The organism is Amycolatopsis sp. NPDC004772, assembly GCF_053601215.1.
Genome location: NZ_JBSGBK010000010.1, coordinates 135,279 through 157,678, shown reverse-complemented (window position 1 = coordinate 157,678; position 22,400 = coordinate 135,279). Strand labels below are relative to the sequence as shown.

Annotated in this window: 3 protein-coding genes; all 3 read right to left on the bottom strand. The window is 74.6% G+C overall.

Annotation, left to right across the window (positions count from 1 at the left end; genetic code table 11):
* Nucleotides 1-17: 17 nt before the first annotated feature.
* The 3 genes from ACWEF6_RS09435 to ACWEF6_RS09425 are packed head-to-tail and all read right to left on the bottom strand — an operon-like array spanning nucleotide 18 to nucleotide 22,398.
* Complete coding sequence (locus ACWEF6_RS09435; RefSeq protein ID WP_449682461.1) at nucleotides 18-1,223, bottom strand: cytochrome P450; 1,206 nt, start codon at nucleotides 1,221-1,223, stop codon at nucleotides 18-20.
* Complete coding sequence (locus ACWEF6_RS09430) at nucleotides 1,220-2,470, bottom strand: MFS transporter (RefSeq protein WP_449682460.1); 1,251 nt, start codon at nucleotides 2,468-2,470, stop codon at nucleotides 1,220-1,222. Before ACWEF6_RS09430 ends, ACWEF6_RS09435 begins: the two co-directional genes overlap by 4 nt.
* A complete protein-coding gene (locus ACWEF6_RS09425; protein WP_449682459.1) occupies nucleotides 2,467-22,398 on the bottom strand; it encodes a non-ribosomal peptide synthase/polyketide synthase in 19,932 nt (6,643 codons plus the stop codon). Before ACWEF6_RS09425 ends, ACWEF6_RS09430 begins: the two co-directional genes overlap by 4 nt.
* Between the last annotated feature and the right edge of the window lie 2 nt (nucleotides 22,399-22,400).

The following is a 22,400-nucleotide window of genomic DNA, read 5'->3' as shown; positions in this document are numbered from 1 at the left end:
AGAGCGCATCCGGAACATCAGGCCCGTTCCACGTCCAGGGGCAGGTGCCGCACGCTGACGATCACCGACGGGTTCTGGAACACCACCGGCGCGTCCGTGGCGACCGCCAGGTCCCGGTACCGCGAGAACAGCACCTCGAACGCGATCCGCCCCTCCAGCCGGGCCAGCGGCGCCCCGAAGCAGAAGTGGATGCCGTGGCCGAACGTCTGGTGCGGGTTGGGCGTCCGCCCCGGCTCGAACGCGTCCGGGCGGTCGAACACCGCCGGGTCGCGGTTGGCCGACGCCAGGTCCGCCATCACGATCGAGTTCTCCGGGATCCGGTGGCCGCCCAGCTCGACCTCGCGCGTCGTCCGGCGGCCCAGCTCCGGGAACGGCGGCAGCAGCCGGAGCACCTCCTCCAGCGCCGCCGGCACGCTCTCCGGCGCGGACCGCAGCGCCGCCGCGGCCGCCGGGTTCCGGTCGAACGTCACCACCGCGTTCCCCAGCAGCGCGGTCGTCGTGATGTGCCCGGCGATCAGCAGCAGCGCGACGAACCCGACGATCTCCTGGTCCTCGAGGCGCTCCCCGTTGAACTCCGCCTCCACCAGCCGGCTCGTCAGGCCCGGGCCGGGGTGGGCGCGGTGGTGGCGGATGTGGTCGAGGATGTAGGCGTTCATCTCGCGGATCGTCGGCGCGATCGCGTCCAGCGCGCGCTGGATGTCCGCCATGTCGGCCGACTCGCCGAGCTGGTCGCCGCTGAAGAGGACCTGGGCCCAGCGGGTGAACAGCGGGCGGTCCGCCACCGGCACCCCGAGCAGCTCCGCGATCACGATGATCGGCAGCGGGTACGCCAGCGCGTCGACGACGTCGAAGCGCGGCAACCCGGCGACCTCGTCGAGCAGCTCGCCGGTGATGGCCCGGATCCGCGGTTCGAGGCCGGCCACCACCCGCGGGGTGAACGCCTGGCTGACCAGGGTGCGCAGCTTGCGGTGGTCCGGCGGGTCCATCCCGACGAAGTTGCCCTTGCGGAACGTCTCGAAGTCCTCCTGGACCGGGGTGAGCCCGCTGAAGTCCGACGAGAACGCCGCCGGGTCGGACAGCACCCGCGAGACGCCCGCGTGGTCGAGCACCCGCCACAGCCCCCGCTCTTCGTCGTGGTGCACCGGGCCGCGTTCGCGCAGCTCGGCCGAGCGGGCCAGCAGCTCCTCGAAGGCGAACGAGACGCCGGATTCCTGGGTGGTCATGACGTTTTCTCCTCGGTCGTCGGCTGGGGTTCGGGGACGAGGGTGTCGGCGCGGGGGAACCGGCGCAGGGTGGGGCTGACCGTGACGACCAGGGTCACCAGGGCGATCCCGGCCGCGCACAGCAGCACGGCGTTCGTGCCGGGGAACGTCTGCACCACCAGGCCGCCGAACGCGGGCCCGGTCGCCGCGGACACCCCGCCGATCACGCCCATCACGCTGGTCAGGCGGCCGCGCAGCCGGTCGGGGGTGAGCAGCAGCTGGTAGGTCCCGATCGTCGTGTTGGCGGTCGGCGGGAGCAGGGCCATCGCGACGAACAGCGCGCCCAGCAGGTAGCCGCCGTGGATCACGGCCGCGAGTGGCGTCAGCAGCGTCAGCACCCAGAACACGCTCATGATCGACACGTAGGGGCTGAGCCGCCGCTGCAGGTAGGGCGCGATCAGCGACCCCACCACGCCGCCGACGCCCAGCATCGCGGCCATCACGCCGATCTCGCCCGAAGTGACGCCGCGGTCCTTGGCCAGCACGATGATGACGATGTAGTAGGCGCTGAAGAAGAAGTTCAGGCTGACCGCGCACGCCACCGTGACGCGCACGTGCCGTTCACTCCACACCCAGCGCAGCCCCTCGGCCATCTCCTTAACGAGGTGCCCGCCCTCGACCGGCGCGGCCTCGCGGCGCGGCGCCCGGACGAAGGTCAGCGCGACCAGCGAAACCAGGTGGACGAGCACGTCGAAGGCGAACGGGACGGCCCGCCCGAGGCCGTAGAGGAACCCACCGACCGCGGTGCCCGACAGTTGCCCGAGCGCGCCGCGCGCGGAGTTCATCGCCACCGCCGTCGGCAGGTGGACCGGGGGCACGACGCCGGCCAGCATCGCGCCTTCGGCCGGGCCGAACAGCGACCGGCAGCAGCCCATCACCGCCGCGACCGCGATGAGGTGGGGGACGCCCACGCTGTCCCAGAAGATCGCCGCGGCCAGGCTCCCCACCGCCAGCGCGTACACCGCCTCGCAGCCGAGCAGGATCTTCTTGCGGTCCCACCGGTCGGCCAGCGCGCCCGCGGGCAGCCCGGCGACCAGCTGGGCCATCGCGTCGACGCCGAGCACCAGCCCGGACAGCGCCGGCGAGCCGGTCACCGTCAGGACCAGCAGCGGCAACGCGATCATCGAGGCGCTGAACCCGGCTTCGGACAACGCCTGGCTGCCCCACAGCAGCTGGTAGTTGCGGTTGCGCGACAGCCGCGTGGTCACCGCCGCTCCTTCCGGCGGGCCGGGGCCTGGCTGTCGGCGGCGATCTGCCGCAGCGCCGCCGCGAAGTCGCCGGCCAGCGCTTCGGCGGTCCGCCGGTCGTGGCGGGCGGGCTGGTAGATCAGCGAGAACACCAGCTCGCCGTCCTGCACCGCGCCGACCAGGTCGAGCAGGTGCGGGTGGTGCTCGGCCGGGTCGTGGTCGCGGCCGAGCGAACCGCGGACGGCCGCGTAGAGGCTCTCGGACGTCGCCGGCCCGCCGGCCCCGTCCCATTGGCCGAGGTAGTTGAACGAGATCTGCGGGGTGCGGCCCGCCAGCCGCTCCCGGACGTCCGGTGCGCCGAGGTGGCGGAGGGCGCCGTAGCCGAACCCGTTGCCGGGCACGGCCCGCAGCTGCTTGCGGACGGATTTGACGAGCGTCCGCCAGTCCGCGCCTTCGCTGTCCTCTATGGACAGTGCCACCGGGAACAGGGTGGTGAACCAGCCGACGGTCCGGTTCAGGTCGACGCCGTCGAGGACGTCCTCCCGGCCGTGGCCTTCGAGGGCGATCGCCACGTCCGGGCGGCCGGTCCACCGGGCGAGCGCCCAGGCCAGGGCGGTGAGCAGGACGTCGTTGACGCGCGTGCGGTAGGCCGCGGGGGCCGAGCGCAGCAGGGCGTCGGTGTCGTCGGCGTTCAGCACCACGGTGACCTCGGCGGTGCCGGCGCCGGTGGCGTCGTCGTCCAACGGCAGCGCGCCCGCGGCGGGCAGGCCGGCCCAGTACTCGAGTTCGTCGTCGAAGCCGCCGCCGCGGACGTGGTCGCGCAGGCGGTGCGCCCAGTCCCGGAACGACGTCGTCCGCGGCCCGAGGTCGATCGGGACGCCCCGGGCGGCCTGGCGGTAGGCGGTGTCGAGGTCGTCGAGCAGGATGCGCCAGGAGACGGCGTCGACGACGACGTGGTGCGCGGCCAGGAACAGCCGCGGCCGCCACCCGGGATCGGCCGTCACCAGGACGGCGGCCAGCAGCGGACCGCGGGTGAGGTCGAACCCGGCGTGGACGGCGTCGGCGATCCGTTCCAGGGCGGCCGGGCGATCGGCCTCGGCGGTGAGGTCCGCGCGGCGGAGGTCCGGCACCGGCTCGACGTCGGCGTTGTGCTGGCGCCAGCCGTCTTCGGTCCGGGTGAAGCGCATCCGCAGGGCGTCGTGGTGGGTCCAGACCGCGGCGAGGGCTCGCTGGAGGGCGGCGGCGTCGAAGCCGTCGGCGAGCTCGACGAGCATCGACTGGTTGAAGTGGTGCGGGTTGACGGTGTGGGTGGCGAAGAACCAGTCCTGGATCGGGGTCAGCGGCACCGGCCCGACGACGGGGCCGTCGGCTTCGGTCGATTCGGCCACCGCGCCGGCTTCGGGCGCGAGGGCGGCGATGGTCTGGTGCAGGAAGATGTCCTTTGTGGATAGTCGAAGGCCGGCTTGGCGGGCGCGCGAGACGACCTGCATGCTGAGGATGGAGTCGCCGCCCAGCTCGAAGAAGTTGTCGGCGGTGCCGACCCGGTCCAGGCCGAGGACCTGGGCCCAGATTTCGCAGAGGGCCCGCTCGGCCGGGGTGACCGGTTCGACATGCCGGCCGGCCGGCTCGGCGGCGGAGGTGACCACGGGAAGAGCGCGGCGGTCGACCTTGCCGCTCGGGCTGAGCGGCAGGGCGGGGAGTTCGAGCAGCGCCGAGGGGACGAGGTGGCCGGGCAACGACCGGGCCAGGAACTCGCGCAACTCGGCGGCACTGACCGAACCGGCCGCCGGCTCGGTGGGCGCGGGGTGCGGCTCGAGCCCCCGCCCGGTGGGCGGCGCGGTGCGTGGCTCGATCTCGGGCGCGGTCCCCCGGCCAGGCCCCGGCGCGATCTGCGGCGCGGCCTCCGGCTCGGCTTGCCGCGCGGGGTGCGGCTCGCACTCCGGCGCGGTCCCCCGCTCGGCCCCCGGCACGATCGGCGGCGGGGTCTTCGGGTCGGTTTGCGGCGCGGCCGCCATCGCGACCCCCGCCCCGGTCACCGGCGCGGTTCCCGCCCCAGCCTCCGGCAGCGCCCCCGACCCGTTCCCCGGCCCAGGCGCCGGTGCGGCGACGAAGCAGGCGACCAGTCGCTTGTGCCCCGACTCGTCCTGCTGGACCGCCGCCACCGCGGCCGCCACTCCCGGGTGGCGGGTCAGGGCCGCCTCCACCTCTCCCAGTTCGATGCGGAAGCCGCGGACCTTGACCTGGTCGTCCGCTCGGCCGGTGAACTCCAGGTGGCCGGCCGCCGTCCAGCGGACCACGTCGCCCGTTCGGTACATGCGGTCGCCCGGTGCGGCGAACGGGTTCGCCGTGAACCGGTCGGCCGTCAAGCCCGGCCGGTCGAGGTAGCCGCGGGCCAGGCTCGGCCCGGCGACGTACAGCTCGCCGGCCACTCCGATCGGGACCGGCTGGAGGGCCGCGTCGAGGACATACACCCGGGTGTTCGGGATGGGCCGGCCGATCGGGGGCGGTGTTCCGGGGGCCAGGGGCTCGCTCCAGGTCGCGACGATCGTCGACTCGGTGGGCCCGTACGCGTTGATCATCCGCCGCCCCGGGGCCCACCGGCCGACGAGCTCGGCCGGGCAGGCGTCGCCGCCGACGACGAGGGTGCTCAGGTGCGGCAGGTCCGTTGCCGGGACCGTGGCCAGCGCGGCCGGCGGGATCAGCGTGTGGGTGATCCGGTGGGTCGCCAGGAACTCGGCGAGCGGCTCGCCGAGCAGCGGCTCGGGCGGCACCACCACGAGCGCCGCACCGGACGGCAGGGCCAAGCAGAGTTCGAGGATCGAGGCGTCGAAGCTCGGCGAGGAGTACGCGAGGACGCGATCCCCCGCCGCGACCCGCAGGTGCTCGGCCTCGGCGGCGGCGAAGGACGCCAGCCCGGCGTGGGTGACGACCACGCCCTTGGGCCGCCCGGTGGAGCCCGAGGTGTAGATGACGTACGCGGGGTGCTCGGGACGCACCGGGACCGCCTCGGCGGGCTCGCCGGCGAGCGCCGCCGGGTCGTCCAGCGAAAGCACCCGCACCCCGTCCGGGACCGGCGGGGCCAGACCGTCCAGCGTCAGGACCAGGGCCGGACGCGCGTCGGCGAGCATGAACGTGATGCGCTCGATCGGGTAAGTCGGGTCCACCGGGACGAACGCCCCGCCGGCCTTCCACACCGCCAGCTGCGCCACCACGATCTCCACCGACCGCGGCAGCGCCAGCGCCACGATCCGCTCCGGCCCGATCCCGTACCCGGCCAGCACCGACGCCAGCCGCGACGCCCGCTCCTCCAGCTCGGCGTACGTCAGGGACTCGCCCCCGAGCACCGCCGGCGCGTCCGGCGTCCGCCGGGCACAAGCCGAGATCAGTGCAGGCAACGCAACCGGCCCCACCGGGACAGCCGTGTCGTTCCACGCCTCCACGACCAGCTCGCGTTCGGCCGCCCCGATCAGCGGCAGCCGGGCCAGCGGCCGGTCCGGATCTTCGGCCACCCCCGCCAGCAGGACGCCCAGGTGCGCCGCCAGGCGATCGATCGTGGCCGCGTCGAACAGGTCCGTGTTGTACGTCAGCGCCGCCCGCAGCTCTCCCCCGTCCGGCTGGAACTCCAGGGTCAGGTCGAAGTTCGCCGCCGTCGCCGGTTGCGGGAGCTCCTCGGTCTCCAGGCCGGGCAGGTGCGCCGTCTCGCGGGGACCGTTCTGCAGCACCACCATCACCTGGAACAGCGGTGTCCGGCTCGGGTCGCGGCCCGGCTGGACCGCGTCGACGACCCGGTCGAACGGCAGGTCCTGGTGGTCGAACGCCGCCCGCACCCCGGCCGCGACGTCGTCGAGGAACGCCGTGAACGCCGCCTCCGGGCGGACTTGCGACCGCAGCACCAGCGTGTTGACGAAGAACCCGACCAGCCCCTCGAGTTCCGGCCGCTCCCGGCCGGACGTCACCGTGCCGACCGCCACGTCGTCCTGGCCGGCCCAGCGGCCGAGCAGCACCTGGCACGCCGCGACGAGCGTGGTGAACAGGGTCGTCTCCCGCTGCCGGCTCACCTGCTCGAGCCGGGCGGTCACCGCCGCCGGGACGACGATCTCGTGCGTCGCACCGCGGGTGGTGCGCACCGGCGGGCGGGGCCGGTCGGTGGGCAGCTCCAGCGGCGTCAGGTCGCGCAGGCGCTCGGTCCAGTAGTCGGTCTGGCCGGCCAGGACCCGCTCGGCGAGACGGCCGCGCTGCCAGGCCGCAAAGTCCGCGTACTGCACCGGCAACGGCGGCAGGTCCGCCGGTTCGCCGCGCAGCGCCGCCGCGTAGAACGCGCCGACCTCTTCGGCGATCAGGCCGTTCGACCAGCCGTCGGTGACGATGTGGTGCACCGCCACCGTGAGCACGTGCTCCCGCGGCGCGAGCCGGATCAGCTTCGCCCGCAGCAGCGGTCCTTCGCTCAGGTCGAAGGGCTGTCCGGCGTCGGCCCGCAGGATCTCCGCGAGCTCCTCCTCGCGGGCGTCGACGACCGGCAGCGGCACCGGCGACGGCGGGTGCACGAGCTGGACGCCGTGGCCGTCGGCCGAGCCGAACGTCGTCCGCAGCGGCTCGTGCCGGGCGACCAGCGCGGTGAACGCCGCGGCGAGCGCGTCGACGGCCAGTTCGCCGCGCAGGCGCACGGCCGAACTCGTGACGTACTCGGTGCCGCCCGGCTCGAACTCGTCGAGGAACCACAGCCGCTGCTGGGCGAAGGACTGCGGCAGCTCGCCGTCGCGCGGGACGGCCGGGATCGGGTCGGCCGCCGTCGCCCCGACCGTTTCGATCGCGGCGGCGAGCCGGGACACCGTCGGGTGGGCGAACACCGCCCGCGGCGACAGCGACACGCAGCATTCGGCCAGCAGCCGGGACACCAGCCGGATGCTGAGGATCGAATCGCCGCCCAGCTCGAAGAAGTTGTCCTGCGCCCCGACGCGCTCGACGCCGAGCAGCCGCTGCCAGATCCCGGCGACGGCCCACTGGGTCGCGGTCGACGGTTCGACGTACGGCCGCTGCGACGGCACCGGGCCCTCCGGCGCGGGCAGCGCCCGGCGGTCGACCTTCCCGTTGCGGTTCAACGGAAGCGCGGCCAGCACCAGTACCACGGCGGGCACCATGTACTCGGGCAGCGCCGCGGCGGTGTGCGCGCGGAGTTCGTCCGGATCGGCGGCGCGTCCGAGGACGACGTGCGCGATCAGCCGCCGCGTGCCGGCCGGGTCGGTGTGGATGCTCGCGACCGCCTGGGCGACCGCCGGGTGCGCGGCCAGCACGGCCTCGACCTCGGCGAGCTCGATCCGGAACCCGCGCAGCTTGACCTGGTCGTCGGACCGGCCGAGGAACACGAGTTCGCCGTCGGCGCCGCGGCGGACGACGTCGCCGGTGCGGTACATCCGCTCCCCCGGCGCGCCGAACGGGTCGGGCACGAACCGCTCGGCGGTCAGGCCGGGCCGGCCGAGGTAGCCGCGCGCCAGGCCCGCGCCGGCCAGGCACAGCTCCCCGGGGGCGCCGGCGGGCAGCGGGCGCAGCTCGGCGTCCAGCACGTACGCGCGCATGCCGTCGAGCGGGCGGCCGATCGGCACCGGCTCGGGAACCGGCTCGCCGGCCATCCGGAAGGAGGTGGCGAAGGTGGTCGTTTCGGTGGGGCCGTAGCCGTCGACCACGACGAGGCCGGGGCACGCGGCCTGGACCGCGCGCACCACGGCGGGCGGGACGACGTCGCCGCCGGTCCACACCTCGCGCAGGCCGCGCAGGCCGTCGGGGGCGTCCTGGGCGAGCAGCCGGAAGAGCCCGGCGGTCAGCCACGCCGACGTCACGCCGTGGGCGGAGATCGCGTGCCGCAACGACTCCGGCGTCAGGTCCGGCCCGTCGGGCAGGACCGTCGCGCCGCCGCCCAGCAGCGGCACCCACAGTTCGTAGGTGGAGGCGTCGAAGGCCAGCGGCGAGTGCGAAAGGACCCGCGTGTGGGCACCGCCGGCGAACCGGCCGTCCTGGGCCAGCGCGGTGATGTCGCGGTGGCGCACGGCGACGCCCTTCGGCACCCCCGTGGAACCCGAGGTGTACATGACGTAGGCCAGGTTTTCGGGTCCCACAGCGGAGTCGGGCGCGGCGGCGGACCGCTGCTCGCCGATCGTCAGCACCGGTCCACTGTGGACGGCTTCGGCGGCGGGCACCCAGGTGTCACCGGCCACCACGACCGACACCCCGGCCTCGGCGAGCACGGCCCGCAGCCGCTCGTGCGGCGCCCGGGTGTCCAGGGGCATGTAGGCCGCCCCCGCCTTGAGCACGGCGAGTTCGGCGACGACGTGGTCCACCGAGGGTTCGAGCAGCAGCCCGATCCGGTCCTCGACCGCGACGCCGAGCCCGGTCAGCCGCCCGGCCAGGTGGTTGGCCCGTTCGTCCAGCTCCCGGTACGTCAGGGTCCGGTCGGTGGCGAGCACGGCGGGGTCGCCGGGGCGGCGCGCGACCTGGTCGGCGAACAACGCGAGCACCGTGGACGGGGTCCCGGCGGCGCCCGGGCCGTGGGCGTCGGCGAGCACCCGGGCGCGTTCCGCGACCTCGACCCACGGCACGCGGGCCAGGGGCCGGTCCGGGTCCGCGGTGACGGCGTCGAGCAGCCACCCCAGCCGGTCGGTCATCGCCGTGACGGTCCGCGCATCGAAGAGCGCCGGGTCGTAGGCGAGGTCGAGCGCGAGGCCTTCGTCGAGGGACGCGCGCAGGCACAGCGGGAAGTTCGTGGCGTCGGCCGAGGCGACCTCGACGACCCGGGGCGCGCCCGCGGTGGCGGGCTCGCTGATCGGGTAGTTCTCGAACACCACCATGCTGTCGAACAGGTTCTGCCCCGCCGGGACGTCGCTGAGCGGGCGCAGCCGGGCCAGCGACACGAAGTCGTGGTCGCGGGCCTCGCTCTGGGCTGTCTGCAGCTGCCCGAGCCACCGCGCGACCGGCTGGGTGCCGTCCACCCGGACGCGGGTGGGGATGGTGTTGATGAACAGCCCGATCATGGTCTCCACGCCGGCCAGGTCGGCCGGGCGGCCGGAGACCGTGGTGCCGAAGACGACGTCCCGGTCGCCCGACAGCAGCGCCAGCAGCAGCGCCCAGCCGCCCTGCACGACGGTGTTGACGGTGAGGCCGTGGGTCCTGGCGAACTCCCGCAGCCGTAGGGTCGCGGCCGGCGGCAGCTCGATCCGGACCGAGTCGGTGGAACGGGACTGGTGGGCTTCGGCCGGCGGGCGGTCGTAGGGCAACGCCGTCGGCGCGTCGAAGCCGGCCAGGGTGCCCGCCCAGAACGCGTCGGCGGCGGCCTGGTCGCGGCCGGCCAGCCAGCCGAGGTAGTCCCGGTACGGGCGCCGGGTGACCAGGGCGGGCCGGCCGCCGGCGGACGCGGCCGCGTACTCCTCGCAGGCTTCGGCGAAGACCTGCGCGGAGCTCCAGCCGTCGAACAGGACGTGGTGGGACGTCCAGATCAGGTCGACCTCGTCGCCGGGGAGGGCGGCGATCGTCAAGCGGGTCAGCGGGGCCCGGGTCAGGTCGAATGGGACGGCCCGGTCGGCCGCCAGGGCGGCCTCCAGCGCGGCTTCCCGCTCGGCCGCGCCGAGGTCGCGCCAGTCGTGGTGGGTGACCGGCAGGGTCGCCGCCCGGGCCACCACCTGCACGGGCTCTTCGACACCGGTCCAGACGAGCCGGGTGCGCAGCACGGGTGTCCGGTCGACGACCCGCTGCCAGGCCGCGGCGAGCCCGGCCGGGTCGGCGACCCCCGCGAGCCGGATGCGGACCTGTTCGAAGTAGGCCGGGGACCCGTCGTCGACGAGGGTGTGGAACACCATCCCGGCCTGCAGCGGGGTGAGCGGGTAGACGTCCTCGACCGCCCGGCCGTCGCCGGCCACGGTGTCCAGTTCGGCGGCGCTCAGCCGGGCCAGCGGGAAGTCCGACGGCGTGCGGCCGCCGGCGCCCGGGGTGGCGCAGTGCGCGACGATCTCGCGCAACGCCGTCAGGACCTGCTCGGCAAGGCCGCGCACGGTGTCTTCGCGGTGGACGCCGGGGGCGTAGGTCCAGCCCAGTTCGAGACGGCCGCCGTCGACGATGCCGACGACGTCGAGGAGGGCGGTGCGCGGCCGCGCGGGGTCGACGTCGTCGCCGAGGTCGCCGCCCCAGCCCCGGTACAGCCCCTCGGCGTCGCCACCGGCGGTCCACTGTCCGTGGTAGTTCAGGGAAATCTGCGGCACCGGGTCGCCGTGCCGCCGCAGCGAGCCGTAGCCGAGGCCCTTGCCCGGGACGGCTCGCAGCTGCTCCTTGACGGCCTTAAGCGTCGGTCCCCAGCCGTCGGCCGCCGGGAGGCTGAGCGCGACCGGGTACTCGGCGGTGAACCAGCCGACCGTGCGGGAGAGGTCGAGGTCGTCGAAGAGCTCTTCGCGGCCGTGGCCTTCCAGGGAAACCAGGACGCGGTCCCGGCCGGTCCAGCGGGCCAGCACCCGGCCGAGCGCGCTCAGCAGGACGTCGTTGATCTGCGTGCGGTAGACCTCCGGCACCCGGCGCAGCAGGGCGTCGGTGGTCTCGGCGTCCAGGCGGACGGTGACCGTGCGGGCGCTTCCGGCGGTGTTCTCCCCCGTCGCGTCCACCGGCAGGGCGGGGTCGACGCCGTCGAGCACGCCGGTCCAGTACGGCAGCTCGGCGTCGAAGCCGTGCCCGGCGAGGCGATCCGCCCAGCGGAGGTAGCTCGCGGGGGCCGGGCCGAGGTCGACCGGCTGCCCCGCGGCCACCTGGCGGTAGGCGGTTTCGAGGTCTTCCAGCAGGATCCGCCACGACACGCCGTCGATCACCAGGTGGTGGACGACCAGCAGCAGCCGCGGTGGCTGTCCTCCGGAGGTGATCAGCACGGGCGCGACGAGCGGCCCGTCGCCGACCCGCAGGGTGGCGCGCGCTTCGGCGGCGACCACGTCCGCATCGGACGATTCGACGTGCCGCAGCGCCGGGATCTCCCGTTCCGGAGCGAACTCCTGCCGCCACCCGGAATCGGTGCGGGTGAACCGGGTGCGCAGGGCGTCGTGGCGGGCCAGCACCGCGCCCAGGGCGGTTTCGAGAGCGGGCACCGAGACGTCCGGGTCGAGCTCGGCGAGCGTGGACATGGTGAAGTGGTCGTGGTGGCCGGTTGCGAAGAACCACCGCTGGATCGGCGTGAGGGGCGCCGCACCGGTGAACCCGGCCTCGGCTGCACCGGACTCGGTGCCGGCGACGAGGGCGAGCTCGGCGATGCTCTGGTGGCGGAAGACGTCCCGGGACGTCAGCCGCAGGCCGTGCCGCCGGGCCCGGGCGACGACCTGGATGCTGAGGATCGAATCCCCGCCGAGGGCGAAGAAGTTGTCGTCCACCCCCGGCTCGCCGACGCCGAGGACGTCGGCCCAGATCTCCGCCAGCAGCCGCTCGGCGTCGGTGCGCGGGGCGGTCCGGCCTTCGGCCGGGGCCGGGTGGACGGTGGGCGCGGGCAGCGCGCGGCGGTCGACCTTGCCGCTGGTGGCCAGCGGCAGCCGTTCGAGGGGGACGAACACCGACGGCATCAGGTGCTCGGGCAGGGTTTCCTTCAGCGCCGTCCGCAGCCGCGCGGGATCCGCCGCGGAACCCGGGACGACGTAGGCGACCAGCCGGCCGTCACGGGCGACGACCACCGTGTCGGCGACGCCGGGCAGGGCTCGCAGCGCCGCCTCGACCTCACCGGGCTCGATCCGGAAGCCGCGGATCTTGACCTGGTCGTCGACGCGGCCGAGGTACTCGAGGTGACCGTCGGCGGTCCAGCGGGCACGGTCGCCGGTGGCGTACATCCGGCTGCCCGGCGGGCCGAAGGGGTCGGCGCGGAAGCGGTCCGCGGTCAGCCCGGGCCGGTTCAGGTAGCCGCGGGCCAGCTGGACGCCCGCCAGGTGCAGCTCGCCGGGCACGCCGATCGGGGCCGGACGCAGCCGGTCGTCGAGGACGTAGGCCCGCACGTTCCCGGTGGGACGGCCGATCACTTCGCGGTCGGTCTCGCCGATCCGGCAGAGGGTGGCGTCGACCGTGCACTCGGTCGGGCCGTAGAGGTTGAACGCGGTGACGCCGTCGAGGTCGCTCAGGTCGCGCCACAACGCCTCGCCGACGGCCTCCCCGCCGACCAGGAGCACGGGCGGGCAGTGACCCGCTTCCAGCAGGTGCCGGACGAACGACGGTGTCGAGTTGACCAGATCGATCTCGTGCTCGGCGACGTACCCGGCGAGCAGGACCGGGTCGAGCCGGGTGTCGCCGTCAATCACGTGCAGTTCGTGCCCGGCCGTGAGCATCAGCAGCACGGTTTCCCAGGACGCGTCGAAGGAGAACGCGGCGGTCAGCGCCACCCGCAGCCGGTCCTTCCCGGCCGCGGCGGTGAACCGATCCGCGTGGTCGACGGCGAAGTTGGCCAGGGCGCGGTGGGTGACGAGGACGCCCTTCGGCGTTCCGGTGGAGCCGGAGGTGTAGATCGCGTAGGCCGCGTGGTCCGGCGCGGGCCGGTCGGGGGGATTCGTGTCCGCTCCCTCGGCGGCAACGGGTTCGGTGAGCACGAGGGCCGGACGCGCGTCCGCCAGCAGCGCCTCCCGCCGCCGTTCGGGAAGCTCGGGGTCCAGGGGCAGGTGGACGGCACCGGCCTTGAGGACGGCGAGGATCGTGACCACGAGTTCGGCCGAGCGCGGCAAGGCGACCGCCACCAGCCGCTCGGGCCCGGCACCCCGGGCGACGAGGACCCGCGCGACCTGGTTGGCGCGGGCGTTCAGCTCCGCGAAGGTCAGCGCAGTGGTACCGCTGACGAGCGCGGTCGCGTGCGGGGTCCGGGCGGCCTGCGCCTCGAACAGCCCGACGACGGTCGTCTCCGGCTCCGGCCGGCCGGTCGCGTTCCACGTCCCGACGACCAGTTCCTCTTCGGCCGCGGGCAGGGGCAGGGTGTCGACGGGCCGGTCGGGCTCGGCCGTGACCGCGGCGAGCAGGACCGTGAGCTGCTCGGCGAACCGGCGCACGGTCGCCGCGTCGAACAGGTCGGTGTTGTAGTTCAGCAGCCCGCGCAGCCCGTCCGGGCGCTCTTCGAACTCGACGCTCAGGTCGAACCCGGCCGTGGTCATCGGCAGCGTCAGCTCGCCGGCGGTGAGGCCGGCCAGAGCAGGCAGGCGGTTGCCGGCGTTCTGCAGCGTGACCAGCACCTCGAACAGCGGGGTGCGGCTGGGGTCGCGGTCGGGGCTCAGCTCGTCGACGATCCGCTCGAACGGCACGTCCTGGTGGGCGAAGGCGTCCAGGACGGTCCGGCGGACGGTCCCGAGCAGTTCCCCGAAGCCCCGCCGTCCGTCCACTGAGGACCGCAGCACGACGGTGTTGACGAAGAGCCCGACCAGGTCCTGGACCTCCGGGTGGTCGCGACCGGAGGTGACCGTGCCGACGGCGACGTCGTCCTGGCCGGACCAGCGGCGCAGCACCAGCTGGCAGGCCGCGACCAGCGCCGTGAACAGCGTCGTGTCGCGGTCCCGGCCGAGCCGCCGCAGCCCGGTGAGGGCCTCGGCGCCGAGGGTGAACTCGTGCTCGGCGCCGTTGGCCGTCCGGGTGGCCGGACGCGGGCGGTCGGTCGGCAGGTCGAGGGGGCGCAGGCCGTCGAGCTCCCGGCGCCAGAAGCCGAGCTGCTCGTCGAGGAAGTCGCCGGTGAGGCGCTCGCGCTGCCACGCGGCGAAGTCCGCGTACTGGATCGGCAACGCCGGGAGTTCGGCGCGCTCGTCGCCGTAGAGGGTGGCCAGTTCGCCGATCAGGACACCCATCGACCAGCCGTCGGTGATGATGTGGTGCAGGGACAGCACCAGGGCGTGGTCGTCCGGAGCCACGCGGACCAGCCGGGCGCGCAGCAGCGGGCCCCGGGCGAGGTCGAACGGCCGGGCGAGGTCCTCGGCCAGCAGCCGCCGCAGCTCCTCCGGGCCGGCGACGTCGGTGACCGGCAGCGCGAGCTGCCACGGCTCCCCCACGACCTGGCGGGGACGCCCGTCGACGGCCGGGAACGTGGTGCGCAGCGACTCGTGCCGGGCGATCAGCGTGGTGAGCGCCCGGGCGAGCGCGTCGGGCCGCAGGTCGCCGCGCAGCCGCACGCCGAAGACCGTGACGTGGTCGGTGCTGCCGGGCGCGAAGTCGTCGAGGAACCACAGGCGCTGCTGGGCGAAGGACAGCGGCAGCTCGCCGTCGCGGCCCACCGGCGTGATCGCCGCGGACAGCGGCGTGGCGGACGCGGTGGGCAGCGCGGCGGCCAGGCCCGCCACCGTCGGGTGGTCGAACACCGTCCGCGGGGACACGTCGACGCCGAACGCCTCGCGCAGCGCGGAGGTGAACCGGATGCTGAGGATGGAATCCCCGCCGAGTTCGAAGAAGTTGCCGTCGGCGCCGACGCGCTCCAGGCCGAGCGTCGCGGCCAGGACCGCCGCCACCGTGCGTTCGGTTTCGGTGCGGGGTTCGGCGAACTCGGCGGGCTCTGCCGTGGCCGCGGCCGGGGCCGGCAGCGCCCGCTGGTCGAGCTTCCCGTTGCGGGTCAACGGGAGTTCGCCGAGCGTGACGAACGCCGAGGGCACCATGTAGTCCGGCAGCGACCGGCCCAGGTGCTCGCGCAGCCGCGCGGTGCTCGGCGGCGCGTCCGGTCTCGCCGGGACGACGTAGACGACCAGCCGCTTGCGGCCGGGCTCGTCCTCACGCGCCAGCACCGCCGCCGAGCCGACGTCGGGCAGGGCCAGCAGGGTCGCTTCGATCTCGCCCGGTTCGATCCGGAAGCCGCGGATCTTGACCTGCTGGTCGGCGCGGCCGTGGTAGCGCAGGGCGCCGTCGTGGGTGCGGGACACCCGGTCGCCGGATCGGTACATCCGGGACCCGGGCGCGCCGAAGGGGTCGGCCACGAACCGGGCCGCGGTCAGGCCGGGGCGGCCGAGGTAGCCGCGGGCCAGGCCGTCGCCGGCCACGTAGAGCTCGCCGGGCACCCCGGCCGGGACCGGGTTCAGGTCCGCGTCGAGGACGTACCCGCGCAGGTCGGGCAGGGCGGTGCCGATGACACCCGGAGTGTCCACCTCGGACCGAAGGTCGTGTTCGGTGACGTGCACGGTGGTTTCGGTGATGCCGTACATGTTCACCAGCCGCGGGGCGCGGTCGCCGTGGCGGGCGAACCAGCCGGCCAGCCGGCGCGTGTCGAGCGCCTCGCCGCCGAAGATGACGTACCGCAGCGCGAGCCGGGCGCCGGGGTCGTCTTCGTCGGCCCGGACGAGCTGGTAGAACGCCGACGGCGTCTGGTTGAGCACGGTGACCCGCTCGTCGGCCAGCAGGCGCAGGAACTCCCGCGGCGAGCGGGACACCGCGTGCGGCACGACGACGAGCCGGCCGCCGTGCAGCAGCGGGCCCCAGATCTCCCAGACGGAGAAGTCGAACGCGTAGGAGTGGAACAGCGTCCAGACGTCGTCGCGCCCGAAGCCGAAGCGCGCGGTCGCGGCGAACAGGCGGGTGACGTTGCGGTGCGGGATCACCACGCCCTTGGGCAGCCCGGTCGAGCCGGAGGTGTAGATGACGTAGGCGGGGTGGTCCGGCGTGCAGCGCGGCGGCGGATCGGTGTCCGGCCCCTCGGCCACGTCGACGTCGTCGGGGCCGAGGACGGCGACGGGAGCGGTGTCGGCGCACATCCGCTCGACGCGTTCGGCCGGGGTGGCCGGGTCGATCGGCAGATACGCGGCCCCGGCCTTGAGGACGGCGAGGATCGCGACGACCTGTTCCGGCGAGCGCGGCAGGCGCAGCGCGACGAACCGTTCCGGCCCGGCGCCGAGCGCGATCAGCCGGTGGGCCAGGCGGTTGGCCCGCGCGTTCAGCTCGGCGTAGGTGCAGTGCCTGCCTTCGGCGGTGAGGGCGACCGCGTCCGGGTGCGCCGCGACCTGGGCGGCGAACAGCTCGGTGAGGGTCGGCGCGGGCAGCGACGGGAGCGGCTCGATGGTGAGCCGGGCGCGGTCGGCGGCCGACAGCCACGGCAGCCGGGCGATCGGGCGGTCCGGGTCCTCGGCGAGCCCGAGCAGCAGGGTCTCCAGGCGGGCGGCCAGCGCGGTGGCCGTTTCCTCGTCGAATAGCGCCGGGTCGGTGGCCAGCTCGAAGCCGAGCTGCCGGTCGGCGTAGGCGCGCAGGGTGACCGGGAACGTCGTGGCGTCGAGCGCGGTCACCTCGCGCAGGGTGACCCCCGCCTGCGCGGCGGCGTTCTCGTCGAAGGGGTAGTTCTCGAACGCGACCATGCTGTCGAACAGGTTCTCCCCCGGCGGGACGTCGCTGAGGGCGCGCAGCTTCCCGAGCGCGAGGAAGTCGTGGCGGCGGGCCTGGTTCTGCTCGTCCTGCAGCCGCCGCAGCCACGCCAGGACCGGCTCGCCGCGGTCGATCCGCGTGCGGGTCGGGACGGTGTTGATGAACATCCCGATCATCGTCTCCACGCCCGGCAGGTCGTCGGGGCGGCCGGAGACGGTGGTGCCGAACACGACGTCGGACTCGCCGCCGGAGTGGGCCAGCAGCAGCGCCCAGGCGCCCTGCACGAGCGTGTTGACGGTGAGACCGTGGCGCCGGGCCACGGCCCGCAGCCGAGCGGTGTCCTCTGTGGACAGCGACGTCCGGATCGTGCGCGACGAGCGGGTCCGGTGGGCCTGGGCCGGGGGCCGGTCCCACGGCAGCGGGGTCGGGGCGGCGAACCCCGAAAGCACGTCACGCCAGTGGTTTTCGGCCGCGGTGACGTCCTGGGCGGCGAGCCAGCCGAGGTAGTCGCGGAACGGCCGGTGCGCCGGCACGCGCGGGACCCGGTGCTCGGTGATCGCGGCGTACTGCTCGCACACCTCGGTGAAGATCTGGGCGAGGCTCCAGCCGTCGAGCACGATGTGGTGGGAGGTCCACATCAGCAGCACGCAGTCGTGGGTGAGCGCGACGACGGCCAGCCGCATCAGCGGCGCGGTGGTGAGGTCCAGGCCGCGAGCGGCGTCTTCGGCCGAGAGCCGGTCCAGCTGTTCGGCCTGCTCGGCTTCGGAAAGGCCCCGCCAGTCGTGGCGGGTGATCGGGACGGCCGCCCGGTGCCGCACGACCTGCAGCGGTTCCTCGAGGCCGTCCCAGACCAGCTCGGTGCGCAGGACCGGGGTGCGGTCGGCGACCTGCTGCCAGGCCTGCGCGAACGCGTCGGGGTCGCGGACGCCGTCCAGGAGCATCCGGGCCTGATCGACGTAGGCATCGGCGGTGGGGTCGAGCAAGCTGTGGAACAGCATGCCCGCCTGCAGCGGAGTCAGCGGGTAGATGTCGTCGACGTCGCGGCCGTCCCCGGCCAGCCGGTCCACCCCGGCTTGGTCGAGGCGGGCCAGGGGGAAGTCCGACGGCGTGCGGCCGCCGCTGCCGGGCTGCGCGCAGTGCGCGACGATCTCCCGCAGGCCGGCCAGCATCGCCTCGGCCAGCTCGCGGACGGTGTGCTCGTCGTTGACCTGGTCGGAGTAGGACCACGTCAGCGACAGCGCGCCGGACTCCACCACCCCGGTGACGTCCAGCTGGTAGGTGCTCGCCTCCTCCGGGGCGATGTCCGCGCCCGGGCTGTCGTGCCGCCCGCGGAACAGCCCCCGGTCGCCGGCCTGGGCGTCCCATCGGCCGTGGTAGTTGAAGCAGACCTGCGGCAGCGGGAACGCCTGCAGGGCGTGGCCCGGCGCGTCCGGCTCGCCGAGGTACCGCAGCGCCTCGTAGCTCAAGCCGCGGCGCGGGACGGCCCGGAGCTGCTCCTTGACCGCCTTGAGCGTGGCGCCCCAGTCCCCCGACGGCGGCAGGTCGAGCGCCACCGGGAACTGCGTGGTGAACCAGCCGACCGTCCGGGAGAGGTCGACGCCGTCGAGGACGTCCTCGCGCCCGTGCCCCTCCAGGGCGATCAGGACTCCGGCTTCCCCGGTGCGGTCGGCGAGGGCGCGGCCGAGCGCGCTCAGCAGCACGTCGTTGACCTGGGTCCGGTAGGTCGCGGGGACGCGGTGCAGCAGCGCGTCGGTGTCTTCGGCGCCGAGGGTCACGGTCAGCGTGCGGGTGGAGCCGGTGGTGCCCGCGCCCGCGTGGTCGGCGGCCAGCTGCGCCGGGACCCGGCGGGCCACCCGCGTCCAGTGCTCGAGGTCGTCGGCGAACCCGCCGTCGCGGACGTGCTGTTCCAGCAGGTGCGCCCACTGGGTGAACGGCGTGGCGCTTGCCGCGAGCCGGATCGGGGCACCGGAGACGACCTGGCCGTAGGCGGTTTCGAGGTCGCCGAGCAGCAGCCGCAGCGACACGCCGTCGGTGACGACGTGGTGCACGGCCAGGAACAGCAGCGGCGGCCGGGTGCCGCGCAGGAGCAGCGCCGCGCCGGCGAGGGTGCCGGTGGTGAGGTCGAGGCCGGCGCGCACCTGCGCGGCCGCGGCCTCGATACCGGCGCGCTGCCCGGCGTCGCCGAGGGAGGACAGGTCCCGGATCCGCAGGACGCCGGTCGGCGGCGTCGGCGTGACCTCCTGCCGCCAGTGGCCGTCGACGGTGAAGAACCGGGTGCGCAGGGCGTCGTGGTGGGCGACGACCGCGTCGAGGGCGGTCCGCAGGGCCTGCTGGTCGACGTCGGCGGGCAGTTCGAGCAGCTGCGACATGGTGAAGTGGGCCAGGGGCCCGTGGGTGGCGAAGAACCAGTGCTGGATCGGCGTGAGCGGGGCCGGGCCGGCGACCGGTCCCGCCGCCGGGGCGAGCACCGCGGCGGTCTGCACGGCGGTGGCGAGGCCGGCGATGGTCTGGTGCAGGAAGATGTCGCGCGAGGTGAGGCGCAGGCCGGCCTGGCGTGCCTGGGCGACCACCTGGATGCTGAGGATCGAGTCGCCGCCGAGGCCGAAGAAGTTGTCCTCGACGCCGATGCGGTCGTTGCCGAGCACCTCGGACCAGATCGCCACCAGCTGGTGTTCGACGGCGGTGCGCGCGGGCACGTAGGCCTGGCCGTCCGTCGGCGCGTCCGGGGCGGGCAGCGCCCGCCGGTCGACTTTGCCCTGCGGGGTCAGCGGAATCGCGTCGATCGGGACGAACGCCGAGGGCACCAGGTAGTCGGGCAGCGTGACCCGCAGGGCGGCGCGCAGGCCGTCCGGGGTGACCTCGGCGGTGCCGACGACGTAGGCGACCAGCCGGGCGTGCCCGCCTTCGGGCCGGTTGGCGACGACGACGGCGGCGGAGACGCCGGGCAGGCGCACCAGCGCGGCCTCGACCTCGCCGGGTTCGACGCGGAAGCCGCGGATCTTCACCTGGTCGTCGAGGCGGCCCAGGTACTCCAGCTGCCCGTCGGCGGTCCAGCGCACGCGGTCGCCGGTGCGGTACATGCGCATCCCCGGCGCGCCGAAGGGGTTCGCGACGAAACTGCCGGCGGTCCGGCCCGGCCGGCCGAGGTAGCCGCGCGCGAGCTGCGCCCCGGCGAGGCACAGTTCGCCGGGCACGCCGGCGGGCACCGGCCGCAGGTCCTGGTCGACGACGTAGGCGCGGGTGTTGGCCAGGGGACGGCCCAGCACCGGGCGGGCCGTTTCGCCGACCCGGCACGAGACGGCGTCCACTGTGTACTCGGTGGGGCCGTAGAAGTTGTGCGCCACGGTGACTTCGGCGCCGGAGAGGTCCCGCCAGAGCGTGTCGTCGAGGGCTTCGCCGCCGAGCATGAGGATCTTCGGGCGGTGGCGCGGGTCGGTCAGCAGCCCGGCGGGGATCAGCCGGCGCAGGTAGGTCGGGGTGAGGTCGAGGAAGTCGATCCGGCGCTCGGCGATGTAGTCGACGAGCGCGTCCGCGTCGAGCCGGGTGTCCTCGCCGATCAGGTGCAGCTCGTGGCCGTCGGCCATGAGCAGCGGGCCTTCGAGGGAGGTGTCGAAGGAGAGCGTCGCGGTCAGCGCGACCCGCAGCCGGCGGCCGGGTGCGGCGAAATCGGTGCGGTGGTTGAAGAGCAGGTTGGTGAGGTTGCGGTGCGGGACGGCCACCCCCTTCGGGCGGCCGGTCGACCCGGAGGTGTAGATGACGTAGGCGGTGTTGTCCGGCCGCAGCGGCGCGATCCGGTCGGCGTCGGTGAGGTCGGTACCGGGGTGGTCCCGGTCCGCGACGTCCGCCGGCCCGAGGACCAGTTCGGCACCGGAGTCGCGCAGCAGCAGCTCTTTCCGGTCGGCGGGCAGGGCGGGGTCGATCGGCAGGTACACCGCCCCGGCCTTGAGCACGGCGAGGAAGGCGATGATCGCGTCGGCGGTGCGCGGGAGGGCGAGGGCCACGACGCGCTCGGGGCCGGCGCCCAGCGTGACGAGGTGGCGGGCCAGGCGGTTGGCCATCGCGTTGAGCTCGGCGAAGCTCAGCGCGATGTCCCCGGCGACGAGCGCGGTCTCGTCCGGGCTGCGCTTCGCCTGGGACTCGAACAGCTCGGTGACGGTGGCCGCGGGCACGTCCAGCGCGGTGGCGTTCCACTCGGTGAGCAGCCGGGATTCCTCGCCGGCGGTGAGCAGCGGCAGGTCGCCGACCGGGCGCCGGGCGTCGGCGGCGATCGCGGTCAGCAGCACGGTGAGGTGCTCGCCGATCGCGACGGCGGTCCGCGCGTCGAACAGGTCGGTGTTGTACTCCAGGGAGCCTTCGAGGGCGCCGCCGGCCGGCTGGAATTCGACGGTGAGGTCGAAGTTGGCGGCCCGGCGGGCCACCTCGACCGGCTCGGCCGTCAGCCCGGCGAAGTCCACCGGGCCGCCCGCGCTGCCGTGCAGCAGGACCATCGCGTCGAACAGCGGGGTGCGGCTGGCGTCGCGGTCGAGGCGCAGTGCTTCGACGAGCTTCTCGAACGGAGCTTCGGCGTGCTCGAAGGACTCCAGCACGGTCGTGCGGACCGCGTCGAGGAACGTCCCGAACGGGGCGGTGCGGTCCACAGTGGACCGGATGACGACGGTGTCGACGAAGAAGCCGACGGTCCGCTGCAGCTCGGGCCGGTTCCGGCCGGAGACCACGGTGCCGACGGCGATGTCGGTGCGCCCGGTGTAGCGGGCGAAGAGCACCTGGCAGGCCGCGACCAGGACGGTGTAGAGCGTGGTGTCGTGGGTCCGGGCCAGGTCGGCCAGCCCGGCGGCGACCTCGGCCGGGACGCGGAAGTGGTGCACGGCGCCGGCGGTGGTGCGCACGGCGGGCCGCGGCCGGTCGGCGGGCAGGTCGAGCGGTTCGACGCCGGCCAGCTGCGTCGTCCAGTAGGCGAGGTGCCGGTCGAGAGCGGGCCCGGCGAGGCGGTTGCGTTGCCACACCGCGAAATCGGCGTACTGGACGGCCGGTTCGGGCAGGTCCGCGGCCTCGCCCCGGACGGCGGCCGCGTAGAGCGCGCCGAGCTCGCCGACGAGGATGCCCATCGATTCGCCGTCGGTGACGACGTGGTGGGCGGTGATCAGCAGGACGTGGTGCTGCGGCTCGGCCCGGACCAGCAGCAGCCGCACCAGCGGCCCGCGGCGCAGGTCGAAGGAGCGGCTGTACTCGGTGCCCAGCACCTCGTCGAGGTCGGCGGGCCGCAGCGCGGGGTCGCTGGTCAGGTCGACGGTCCGGAGCGGGACGTCCAGGGTGTCGTGGATGACCTGGACGGGGGTGCCGCCGGCGTCGTCGATGGTGGTGCGCAGGGCTTCGTGGCGGGCCACCAGCTGCTGCAACGCGCCGGCGAGCGCGCCGGTGTCGAGCGGCCCGGTGAGCCGCAGCGCGACGGCGCTGTTGTATTCGGCGTCCCCGGGGCGGAACTCGTCGAGGAACCACAGCCGCTGCTGCGCGAACGACAACGGCAGGGCGTCCTCCCGCGGCGCCCGGCCGATGACATCGGTCCGCTCCGCCCGCCCGGCCAGCCGGCGCTTGAGCGTCTCCCGCAGCTCGGCGGGCAACGCATCGATGCGGCTCTTCCTCGAGGTGGTCATCG